The sequence below is a fragment of the Spirillospora sp. NPDC048823 genome (assembly GCF_043198445.1).
GTDB lineage: Bacteria > Actinomycetota > Actinomycetes > Streptosporangiales > Streptosporangiaceae > Spirillospora.
Genome location: NZ_JBICUT010000006.1, coordinates 414,600 through 425,736 on the forward strand (window position 1 = coordinate 414,600; position 11,137 = coordinate 425,736).

Below are 11,137 nucleotides of genomic sequence, written 5' to 3' on the forward strand. Positions count from 1 at the left end.
AGATGCGGGTCTGGATTCGCAGGGTTCGGCGGAGACGTGCTTTGATCGCGCTCGCTCTTTTGGCGGGCACGACGGTGTCGAGCCTGCTCTTGCACGCCACCGCTGACGCGCCTTCCTCCGTTCAGCACGCGAGCGCCGTGTCCGCCGTCGCCCCTTTCGATCCTGAGGACGACGGCGACTCCGGCGACGGTCAGGAGGACGAGGACGACTGCGGCTGGGTGGACATGGGCTGCCACACCAAGGAGGCGATCACCGGCTGGTTCCGGTCGCTGGCCAAGAGCGCCCTGACGCCGGTGCTGGGGTTTCTGGCCAGTACCCAGCTCGGTACGCCGGAGATCGGGTCGCCGCCGATGAATCAGGCCGAGCAGATCTGGGCGACGTCCCGCGTGATCGCCAACACCTGCTTCGTGCTCCTGGTGCTGGTCTCCGGCGTGCTGTTGATGGCCGGTCAGACCTTCTCCGGCGTCGCCGGCCCCGGACAGGCGATCGTGCGGCTGGTGGCCGCGTTCGCCGCGATGAACCTCAGCCTGGTCGTGATCGGGTACGGCATCCAGCTCGCCAACGGGCTCGCCCGCTCGATCCTCATGAGCGGCGGCGACGAGATCAACCCGGATGAGGCCGGGCGGATCTTCGCCGAGGGCATTGGCGCCTCGGTCAACACCGGAGGGGCCTTCCTCGTCCTCGTCACGCTCGTTGTCGTCGTCCTGGCCTGCGTCCTGGCGTTCATCTACGTGATGCGGCTGGCGATCATCATGATCTTGATTGGTGTCGCGCCGATCGCGTTGATGTTCCACGCGCTGGCGCTCACCGACGGCCTCGCCCGGCTGTGGTGGCGCGGGATTACCGGCGCACTGGCGATCCAGGTCTGCCAGTCGTTCGTGTTCATTAACGCGCTGCGGCTGCTGCTGTCGCAGCACAGCGACAACAACCATGCCTTCTTCGGGGTCCCGACCGAGCAGGCCGAACTGGTCGACCTGCTGCTGGTGATCGCGCTGCTGTACATCTTGATCTGTATCCCTCGTTGGGTCGCGCGCACTGTCTGGCAGCCCGCTCAGCCGCGGATACTCAGCCAGCTCGTGCGGACGTTCGTGGTCTACAAGGGCGTCGGCGCCGTGCTGGGTGTCTTTGGGAAGGCGACGCGGGGTGGCCGTGGCGCGCGCGCCGCGCGTACCGCGTCCGCCGGGGCTGCCCGGCCCGGACCCGGCGGCGGGTCCCGCGGGCGCGGCGGTCCGAACGGTCCCCGTGGTGGGCCGTCCGGTGGCCCGCATGGCGGTCCGGCACCGCGCCCCAATCGCGGGCCCGGTCACGGCGCCCAATGCCACCAGCCGCGTGGCGCTGACCGGCGCCACCGTCCCCGCCCCGGTCCGGCAAACGGGGCCCGTAGCGGCGCCCACAGCGCCGCGCACGGCGGCACCGGAACCCATCACCGGGCCGGACACGGCGCAGCGCCCAGGGGGACGCCGCACCGGCCGCATGTCCCTGGTCGGACGGGTGCGGGCGGACCGGCCCGGCCGCACCCGCGCATCCCGACGCAGCCGCCGACACGCCCCTACCGGCGTGCCGAGGCCCCGCGTCGCCCGGCACCGCGCAGGTTCGTGCGGCTCGACCCGCCCCGCTACCGGCGCCATGGCAGGAGGAACCGTTGAACGACGATCACGAGCCGCTGTCGGCGCGTATCCCGGCCGACGTGGAGCAGCCAGACAAGATCATGTACGGGCTCACCACGCGTCAGCTCACCATCCTCGCCGCGACCGCGGTGATCGCGACGTCGGTGTTCGTCGGGGTCTCGCCGTTGCTGCCGGTCGCGGTCACGGCGGGGCTGTGCTTCCCGCTGGTGACGGCCGGATGCGCGATGGCTCTCGGCCGCCGGGACGGCATGGGCCTGGACCGGTTCGTCCTGGCCGCCCTGGACCACCTTCGCCGGCGACGCACGCTCGTCGCCGCGCCCGAGCCGATACCCCGGGCCCCGGCCTGGTGCAGGGTGCGAGGCCAGTTGCCGGGCACCCTGCGGTTCCCGGTCCGCGCCGTCCGCCAAGACGGCGTCATGGACCTGGGCAGCGAGGGGACGGCCCTGCTGGTGCGGGCGGGAACGATCTCGTTCGGGCTGCGCACATCCGCCGAGCAGGCCGCGCTGGTCGGGTTCTTCGGACGGTGGCTGAACTCGCTTGAGGCCCCGGTGCAGATCTTGATCCGGGCCCGTCCGATCGATCTGTCCGACCTCGCCGAACGAGTGGCTGAGGCCGCGCCCGATCTTCCGCATCCGGCGTTGTGGCGCGCGGCCGAGGACCATGCCGCCTATCTCGATGAACTCGGCGACTCGCGGACGCTGCTGGTGCGCGAGGTGCTCATCGTCGTGCGTGACCAGCCCGTCCCTGGTGCGGGACGTCGAGGACGTGCACGTCAGGCGAGCGCCGTCGTCGTCTCCCGCCGCGCAGTTGAAGCCGTCCGGGCCTTGACCGGGTTCGGGGTCACGGCCGAAGTCCTGGACGCCGATGCCTGCGTGCGCGTGCTGTCGGACACGTTCTCACCCGGCTACCAGCGGCCTGCTCCACCTGCCGATCTGGACCAACCCATCACCGCCTACATCACCGAAGGAGCCCCGGAATGACAAACACCCATCGGCGTTCGCAGCGACCGACCGCCAATGAGCTGGCCGAGGGGCTTCGCCGCTACGCGCGAGGCGCTTGCGGTGAGTTCGCGGCGGTCGAGCTGCTGATCGTTCACCGGTTCTGGCTGACCCGTGCCGATTTCCGTTCGCAGTTCATCGAGCGTGACGTCGCCACGGCCGCCGGCGATGACGTGCTCGCCTGGGTGAAGTGGGACCGGGCCGCCGCGGCACTGGCCGGTGGGCGTCTGGTGTGCTCGGCGGGTGAGGCCGCCGTCCTGCAGATCGCGGCCGCGCTGGCCACCGGCGGCGCGTTCCCCGCCGCATCGCTGAGCAGCCTCGACCGAGAGAACTTCGCCCACGTCCTGACCGCGACCGTGCAGGCCAGCGGCCACTCGGCCGTCCAGGTGGTGATCCGGTGAAACTGTCCTCACTCGTCCGCGCCGCCGTGGCCCCGGCCGCGTCCACCGAGGACGATGACCGGAACCAGCGGGTCGGGCTTGGCGATCTGCTCGCGCCCGCCGCGCTCCGCGTGAACGCATCGTCGCTGCAGATGCCGGACGGCTGCTGCGCGTCATTCGCCATCACCGGATATCCGCGCGAGGTCGGCGCGGGCTGGCTGGAGCCGCTGCTCACCTACCCCGGGCGCCTGGATGTCTCCCTGCACGTCGAGCCGATCCCGCCGATGGTCGCCGCGCAGCGGCTCCGGCGACAGCTCGCCCGCTTGGAGTCCAGTGCCCGCGCCAACGTCGAGGCGGGCCGGCTGGCCGACTTCAGTGTCGAGGCCGCCGCCGATGATGCCGCCGATCTGGCTTCGTCGCTGGCGCGCGGAGACGGCCGCCTGTTCCGCGTCGGCCTCTATCTCACCGTGCACGCCTGGACCACCGAGGAACTGGATGGCGAGGTTCAGCAGGTGCGGGCCTTGGCCGCGTCCCTTCTGCTGGACGCGCAGCCGACCACGTTCCGTGCCATGCAGGGCTGGGTGTCGACGCTCCCGCTCGGAACGGACGCGACCCGGCAGCGCCGCACCTTCGACACCAGCGCTCTGGCCGCGTCGTTCCCGTTCGCGTCCCCGGACCTGAACGCGCCGACCGGTTCCAACGAGGTGCTGTACGGGGTGAATGTCGCCAGTTCCGGTGTCGTGGTGTGGGATCGGTTCGCCCAGGACAACCACAACTCCGTCGTCCTGGCGCGGTCCGGTGCGGGCAAGAGCTACTTCACCAAGCTCGAAGCGCTGCGCCTGCTGTATCACGGCGTCGAGGTGTCGGTTATCGATCCGGAGGACGAGTACCGGGCCTTGGCCGAGACGACGGGCGGCACCCATCTGGGCCTCGGTGCGAAGGGCGTGGCGTTTAACCCGTTCGACCTGCCCACCGACCAGGGCGACGACACGTTGATCCGCCGTGCCCTGTTCACCCAGACGCTCGTCGCCGCGATGCTCGGCGAAGCTTTGACGCCCGCCGCGCGTCCCGTTCTCGACCGCGCTGTCCTGGCCGCTTACGCCGCGAGGGGCATCAACTCCGCGCCCGCAACGTGGACGCGTCCGGCGCCGCTGCTGGCCGACCTGGTCGAACAACTGGCGATCAGTTCCCATCCCGAGGGCGAGGCGATCGCCGAACGTCTCGCGCCGTACGTCGTCGGGTCCTACAAGGAGCTGTTCGCGCAGGCCACGACGACCCGTCCGGCCGGGCATCTGGTGGTGTTCTCGCTGCGGGACCTGCCCGAGGAGGTCAAGTCCGTCGGGGTACTGCTCGCACTGGACGCCATCTGGCGCAAGGTCGCCAACCCCGTCGACCGCCGCCCGCGCCTCGTGATCGTCGACGAGGCGTGGATGTTGATGAAGGAGGCCGAGGGCGCCCGCTTCCTGTACCGGCTCGCCAAGTCCGCCCGAAAGCACTGGGCCGGGCTGACGGTCGTCACCCAGGACGCCGCCGACCTGCTGGCCTCCGACCTCGGCCGCGCCGTAGTCGCCAACTCCGCGACCCAGATCCTGCTCCGTCAGGCACCTCAAGCCATCGCCGCCGTCGGTGACGCGTTCGGCCTGTCCGAAGGCGAGCGCGCGTTCTTGCTGTCGGCTGAAAGGGGCGAGGGCCTCTTGTGCGGCGGAAACGCCGGCGATCGGGCAGCCTTCGGCGCCATCTCCTCACCCGCGGAACACAAAGTGATCACTACCGACCCTGCCGAGCTGCTGGGCAACGACGGTCAGGAGACCGACCCGCTATGACTTCGACCAGTGATGTTCCCGAGTGGACGCACATCTTCGACCAAGCCGAGCGCATCCCCGTGCTGGTCGCCCAGTACGGGCCGGCAATCGCCCTCGCGTCCGGAGTCGCCGCTCTCGTCATCAAGTTCGCACGCGCCACGGTGCGGCGCTGGCAGACACAACGGTTCGCGCGCGACGCCCGCCTGATCACCGTGTCCGTACCGCCCCAAGTCGATCCGGCCAGTGCACCGGCATGGTGGGCCCACCAGACCGGCCTGCTCCCCCCGGCCTGGAAGCGCTGGATCTTCGGGCAGCCGTACGTGGCGTTTGAGTACGTCGCCAGCGCCGCTGGGGTGCGTGTACAGATCTGGGTGCCCGGGACGGTGCCGCCCGGGATGGTCGAGGAGACGATTCGGGCTGCGTGGCCGGGCGCCACCACCACGACCCGTGCTTCCGCGCCGCCCATCCCGCCGTCCATCCCGGCGGCCGGAGGCCGTCTGGTCCTGTCGCGCGAGGACTCCTATCCGCTGAAGACAGATCACCACGCCGACCCGATCCGCTCCCTCCTCGGCGCGGTTTCCGGACTCGACCAGGGCCAATGCGCCGCCGTGCAGATCCTCGCCCGCCCCGCCACCGGCCGGCGTCTGGCGCGCGCCCACCGCGTCGCGTCCAGGCTCAAGGGCGGGAACCCGGCCACGTCACGAGGCTTCTTCTTCGACCTGCTCACACCAGGGACACGCACCGGTCACCTCGGCTATCCGTCCCATACCGCTGATGCGAGCGTGCACCCGGAACGGGCTGAGCAGGTCCGCGCGATCCTGGCCAAGGCGACGCAACCGCGGTTCGAGGTCGACATCCGTTACGCCGTCGCCACACCCGACGCCGACAGCGCCGAGAAGTGGCTGCGCGGGCGAGCCCACGCCCTGGCATCGGTCGCCGCGCTGTTCGCCTCCGGCCATCAGCACCTACGCCGACGCAGGCTCCGAGACCCGGCCCTCGCCTTGGCCGAGCGCCGTTTGGGGCGCGGCTATCTGCTGGGTGCCGCCGAGCTGGCCGCCCTCGCGCACCTGCCGCTCGATCCGGACGCGCCCGCGATCACGCGCGCCGGAGCGCGACCGGTCGCGCCGTCCCCGGACGTGCCCACTGGCCCCGGCACCGCGCACGGGGCCGCGCGGGTGTTGGGCGATGCCGACGCGGGCCACGCCCGCCTCGTGGCGATGCCGGTCGTCGGGGCACGCCAACACGTTCACGTCCTGGGACAGACCGGCGTCGGCAAATCCACCCTGCTCGCCTCGCTCATCCTGGGCGACGCCCGCGAGGGCCGCGGCGCGCTGGTCATCGACCCCAAGGGCGACTTGATCGCCGACGTCCTGGACCGGCTGCCGAGCCGCATGGCAGGGCGGACGGTGGTGTTCGACCCGTCCGACCCGGCACCGCCGCCCTCGGTCGGGATCCTGTCCGGCCCCGACCCGGCGTTCGCGGTGGACTCAGTCGTGTCGATCTTCCACCGCTGCTTCCGATCGTCTTGGGGCCCGCGCCTGGACGATCTGTTGCGGTCGGCCTGCCTGAGCCTCATGCGCGCCCACGGGTCCCGCGCCACCCTCGCCCAGGTCCCGCAACTCCTCACCGATTCGGCGTTCCGTGCCCGCGTGGTCGGAAGGCTGTCGGATGATCTTCTACGGGGCTTCTGGGCTGGTTACGACGAGTTGTCACCTGCCGGACGGGCGGCCGCGATCGGGCCCGTGATGAACAAGCTCCGCGCCGTCCTGCTCCGCCCGTTCGTCCATCAAGCCCTGTCGGCGACCGGATCCACCGTCGACCTGGCCCGACACGTCGACCACGGCGGCCTCGTCCTGGCCCGCCTCCCCAAAGGTGTACTCGGTGAGGATGCCGCCCGGCTCATGGGGTCGCTCCTGCTCGCGCACACCTGGCAGGGCGTCACCCGCCGCGCCGACCTTCCCGAAGACGAGCGCCCGGACTCGGCCGCCTACATCGACGAGTGCCACAACTTCCTCAACCTGCCCGGATCGGTGTCCGACATCTTGGCCGAGGCCCGCGGGTACCGGCTCTCGCTTGTCCTGGCCCACCAGCACCTGTCCCAGCTGCCCAAGGACCTGCGCGATGCGGTCTCGGCCGACGCCCGCAACAAGATCTACTTCGCCGCCTCGCCCGAGGACGCGAGCGACCTCGCCCGGCACGCCGGCCCCGTCCTGTCCGCGCACGACCTCGCTCACCTGGGCGCCTACCAAGCCGCCGGACGCCTGGTCACCGCCGGCCAGCCGACCCAGGCGTTCACCTTCCGCACCCGTCCACTCCGCGACCCGATCCTCGGCCGCGCCGACCACATCCGCGCGGCCTCCCGCCAGCACTTCACACCACGCGCGACGACGACCAAACCAACCAGAAAGGGACCATCGTCCGACCCGCGCGCCGAGACCCCAGCCACCGAGGGGAACCAGTCACCGTGAAGAAGACGATCCGTCAACGTTGGACGGCCACAACGCCCAGACGAGCGACACCCGAACTGTTCCTCGAACTCCGCGGACGGCTCACCGACCGCGACCAGGCAATCCTGGAACTGGTCTGGGAACACCGCGTCCTCACCACGCACCAATTCGCCGCCATCTTCTTCACCACGCGCGGCAAGGCCCGCGACCGGCTCCTGCAACTGTTCCGCCTCAAAGCCCTGGAACGCTTCCAGCCCTGGGTTCCCGTCGGGGCAGCGCCCTATCACTGGGTCCTCGGTCCTCTCGGGGCCCAGCACCTGGCCGCCCATCGCGACACCACCCTGTCCGGACTCGGCTACCGCCGCACCACCGCGCTCCAGATCAGCCATTCCCGGCACCTGGCCCACCAGGTCGGCGTCAATGAGTTCTTCACCCAACTCCACGCCCACGCCCGCCGCACATCCGGCGCGCACCTCGACAAGTGGTGGCCCGAGCGCCGCTGCACCCAGCTATGGGGAGACCTCGCCCGCCCCGACGCCTACGGCCGATGGACCGAAACCACCCCCGGAGCCAAGAGGCCAGCAACGGTCGACTTCTTCCTCGAACACGACACCGGCAGCGTCATCCTCGCCAAAGTCGCCGCCAAACTCAACGGCTACGAGGCCCTCGCCGAGGCGACCGGCATCACCACCCCAGTCCTGTTCTGGCTGCCCAGCACGCGCCGCGAAACGCACCTGCGCGCCCTGCTGGGGACACCACCGGTCCCGGTCGCCACAGCCGTCCACACACCCGCCGACACCGCCACCGGCGGCCCCGCCGGGCCCGTATGGCTACCCGCGGGGCAGGACGGCCCCCGCCGCCGATTGACCGACCTGACCACCGCAGCGCCGCCAACGTCCGCCACCGGCCCCGACAGGACGGAGGACACCGCTTGCCGGTAATCGCGCTCCTGGTCGCCCTTGTCGTCCTGGCGGTCGTCCTCATCGGCGCCGTCACCGGCTCAACGCCCCCACCCGACGCATGCCGACAGCAGCCCACCGGACCACCAATCGCCGGAATCCCCGCCACCTACCTCGCCCTTTACCGCAAAGCCGCCGCCGAGTACGGCATCCCCTGGGAGATCCTCGCCGCCGTCGGCTCCATCGAGTCCGACCACGGACGCTCCAAAGCACCAGGCGTCCAGTCCGGCGAGAACCACGCCGGAGCCGGCGGCCCCATGCAGTTCCTATCCGGCACCTGGGCCAGTTACGGCGTCGACGGCAACCACGACGGCAAGAAGGACCGCTACGACCCGGCCGACGCCATCCCCGCCGCCGCCAACTACCTCCGCCACAACGGCGCACCACCCAAGATGCGCGCCGCACTGTTCGCCTACAACCACAGCAATACCTACGTCGACGACGTCCTCAACCGCGCCCGCAACTACAAGAAGACGCCCACCACCCCGAGGGCATCGACCGAGGTAACGCCTCCAGCCGAGTGCGCCGAAGCCGCGGCCGTCACCGCTCCCAACGAGACCATCGCGAAAATCATCGCCTTCGCCATGGCCCAACGCGGCAAGCCCTACGTCTTCGGCGCCACCGGCCCCGACGCCTGGGACTGCTCAAGCCTCGTCCAAGCCGCCTACGCCGCCGCCGGCCTCGCCATCCCACGCACAACCTTCACCCAATGGCCCTTCGGCGTCCGCGTACCCAACGACCAAGCCCAACCCGGCGACCTCGTCTTCTTCAACTCCGGCCCCGGCACCTCCAACGACCACCCCGGCCACGTCGGCCTGGTCATCGGTCACGGCCAAATGATCGCCGCCCGCTGCTCCACCTGCCACCCAGCCATCGGCGTAGAGACCTACCACCGCCCCGACTGGCTCGGCACCACCCGCCCTTACCTAAAGCTCAGAGGCCAGATACGGGGTTGATCGACGGCTCCGTCCACATGCGGCCACTCCCGTACCCGAAAGGCCAAGTCATGGATATAACTTATCATTCCTTCGGAATCCAAATTGAACCTAATACCTCGCCTCACATTCGCTCACTGGAAGCTTAAAGTAATGCACCTAGCGCCATCACCCACTTCAAACTTGTGCGATCTCCAAGGCTGGAGCCCCGTTACCGGCGAGTGGGTTGCCCTTTCCGGCGGACTTGCTGGCTTCGTATTTACGGGAATAGTCTTCATACTTAGTTCTTCGAAAAAGAAGGCGCGGACAGAGAACAGTAGCTATGTCCTCAAGTTGCTTATCACGTCATTTTTCAGCCTAACAATAATAGCTTACCTGTTTTCAACACTTTCCGGAGAGAAGATCTGCGCGCGCGCCGCCACTGCGCATGAATTTCTTGGAAGCGTACTAGCCAGCGCCACGATATCTATGATCGTCGCACTATCATGGATGATCGAAGAACTATACAAAACAAGAGATTTTGGCGTACTGAATTTCCTTCATGCCATAATCTACTTCACGCTGCTCCTGACGGTCGCCATGCTCCTCCTTTCGGCAATCTCTTACGTTAACGGGATGCGGCCAAATGAACGTCACTACATAGCAACACTGCTAATGATCACATTCACTGCAATTTGCCTAATTGCATATGCGATACTCATGTTCGTCAAGCATCGTAAAACTTCATGGCCCTACGGCAGTTTCGTGAGCTTGCTGACCTGGGGAACTCTTGCACAATTGACTGTAGCCTCGATTGCGACGATCGCGACCCTCTCTTTTCCTCCAAGCTCCTGGGCCCCTCAGCCCTCTTCGGGGGTCGTTTACCTAGCCGCGTCGGCAGCATTGGTCATACCGACCATTGTGCTAGGAATATCAATTGGAGCCGTAGCGCGCCGTTAATACTCGGATGAGTTTGCCCGGCCACCGGACGGCGCGCACGGGCCCCGGCCACCGATAGCTCGAGTCCGGGCGGGACGGCCGTCACCTCCCCACCGGCCTCCTCATGAGCAGGGCCCTTGCCCAGGGCGATCTCGCCGCCGCACGGAGAAGGTCCCCCTGCCGCGGGGATACAGCGGCGAGCTCACGCCGACCTTGCCCTTGACACGCGAGGTGGCGGTCTATGACGCCCCGGTTCCGTCCGGACCCGGACCACCGGCACGAGGGGACACCCGTCCCCGCACCGTCTAGCCGAAAGAGCACAACGCCATGGCGTACACCGACCGCCCCCACGACATCCAGAAGACACCAACCGCGCCCGACCACCTCGCCCGGGAAGTCGCACGGCTGGTCGAACCGCTGGCCCAGGCCAGCCTCATCAGCCCCGAGGACGCCGAGGTCACCCTCGACCTGCACCTCGGACAGGTCGGCGTCCTGCCCTTCCGCCCCGGCCTGACGCCTGACCACCGAGCCTGGGCCGGAAGCCTCGCCTGGACCGCGCTCATCCTCTACCCCCACACCCCGCCCTCCGTGGGGTTCCCGATTGCTGAGGAGCGCCTCGCCCGCGACGCCGCCGACGCCAAGGCGTACGCCTTCCACGCGACGCTCTTCACCACCCAGGCATGGCGCGAAGGCGGCACGTTCCAACTCGTCGACCACATTGGCCCAGACGACCCGGGCGTCTTCTGGATCAACCTTGCTGACGCGTCCGTACACGGAGACCTCGAGCCCTACCGCATCCCTCTCACCGACATGACCAACTGAACAAGAAGGAAACAGCACCCGGAACACGGGGCGGGGACCTACCAGGTCTCCGCCCCCTTGCTCTTCGCGCCGTCTGACAGCGCTTTGTGCCTTGCCAGGCACCTCGACCCTCCAGACCATGCCCGGCCACCGGACGGCGCGCACGGGCCCCCGCCACCGGACGGCGCGCACGGGCCCCCGCCACCGGACGGCGCGCACGGGCCCCCGCCACCGGACGGCGCGCACGGGCCCCCGCCACCGGACGGCGC

General features: G+C 69.1%; 9 protein-coding genes. All 9 read left to right on the top strand.

Translation table 11 applies throughout. The features are described 5' to 3' along the window. Positions 1 to 41: 41 nt before the first annotated feature. The 9 genes from ACGFK0_RS17660 to ACGFK0_RS17700 all read left to right on the top strand — a co-directional run bounded on the left by ACGFK0_RS17660 (position 42) and on the right by ACGFK0_RS17700 (position 10,889). Complete coding sequence (locus ACGFK0_RS17660; protein WP_392905947.1) at positions 42 to 1,646, top strand: hypothetical protein; 1,605 nt, start codon at positions 42 to 44, stop codon at positions 1,644 to 1,646. Beyond that, entirely contained in the window at positions 1,643 to 2,608 is a 966-nt protein-coding gene (locus ACGFK0_RS17665) for a PrgI family protein (RefSeq protein WP_392905948.1), read from the top strand. The genes ACGFK0_RS17660 and ACGFK0_RS17665 overlap by 4 nt, the downstream gene beginning before the upstream one ends. Further along, positions 2,605 to 3,027, top strand: coding sequence for a hypothetical protein (locus ACGFK0_RS17670; RefSeq protein ID WP_392905950.1), 423 nt, complete (start codon positions 2,605 to 2,607; stop codon positions 3,025 to 3,027). Before ACGFK0_RS17665 ends, ACGFK0_RS17670 begins: the two co-directional genes overlap by 4 nt. Further along, the gene (locus ACGFK0_RS17675; protein ID WP_392905951.1) at positions 3,024 to 4,829 is read left to right on the top strand and encodes a VirB4 family type IV secretion system protein; all 1,806 of its coding nucleotides are present in this window, start codon (positions 3,024 to 3,026) and stop codon (positions 4,827 to 4,829) included. Before ACGFK0_RS17670 ends, ACGFK0_RS17675 begins: the two co-directional genes overlap by 4 nt. Further along, the gene (locus ACGFK0_RS17680) at positions 4,826 to 7,276 is read left to right on the top strand and encodes a type IV secretory system conjugative DNA transfer family protein (RefSeq protein ID WP_392905952.1); all 2,451 of its coding nucleotides are present in this window, start codon (positions 4,826 to 4,828) and stop codon (positions 7,274 to 7,276) included. Before ACGFK0_RS17675 ends, ACGFK0_RS17680 begins: the two co-directional genes overlap by 4 nt. Then, positions 7,273 to 8,196 (top strand): replication-relaxation family protein, encoded by a 924-nt coding sequence (locus ACGFK0_RS17685; protein WP_392905953.1) that lies wholly within the window; start codon positions 7,273 to 7,275, stop codon positions 8,194 to 8,196. The genes ACGFK0_RS17680 and ACGFK0_RS17685 overlap by 4 nt, the downstream gene beginning before the upstream one ends. Beyond that, a complete protein-coding gene (locus ACGFK0_RS17690; protein WP_392905954.1) occupies positions 8,187 to 9,170 on the top strand; it encodes an NlpC/P60 family protein in 984 nt (327 codons plus the stop codon). Before ACGFK0_RS17685 ends, ACGFK0_RS17690 begins: the two co-directional genes overlap by 10 nt. 132 nt (positions 9,171 to 9,302) lie before the next feature. Continuing rightward, positions 9,303 to 10,088 (top strand): hypothetical protein, encoded by a 786-nt coding sequence (locus tag ACGFK0_RS17695; RefSeq protein ID WP_392905955.1) that lies wholly within the window; start codon positions 9,303 to 9,305, stop codon positions 10,086 to 10,088. A gap of 306 nt (positions 10,089 to 10,394) precedes the next feature. After that, positions 10,395 to 10,889 carry a hypothetical protein gene (locus ACGFK0_RS17700; protein ID WP_392905956.1) on the top strand — a complete coding sequence of 165 codons (495 nt, stop codon included), beginning with the start codon at positions 10,395 to 10,397 and terminating at the stop codon, positions 10,887 to 10,889. Positions 10,890 to 11,137: the final 248 nt, after the last annotated feature.

Coding starts and splice junctions, on each gene's coding strand:
- ACGFK0_RS17695 (WP_392905955.1), top strand. CDS start 9,303: ATGCACCTAGCGCCATCACCCACTTCAAACTTGTGCGATCTCCAAGGC.
- ACGFK0_RS17680 (WP_392905952.1), top strand. CDS start 4,826: ATGACTTCGACCAGTGATGTTCCCGAGTGGACGCACATCTTCGACCAA.
- ACGFK0_RS17670 (WP_392905950.1), top strand. CDS start 2,605: ATGACAAACACCCATCGGCGTTCGCAGCGACCGACCGCCAATGAGCTG.
- ACGFK0_RS17700 (WP_392905956.1), top strand. CDS start 10,395: ATGGCGTACACCGACCGCCCCCACGACATCCAGAAGACACCAACCGCG.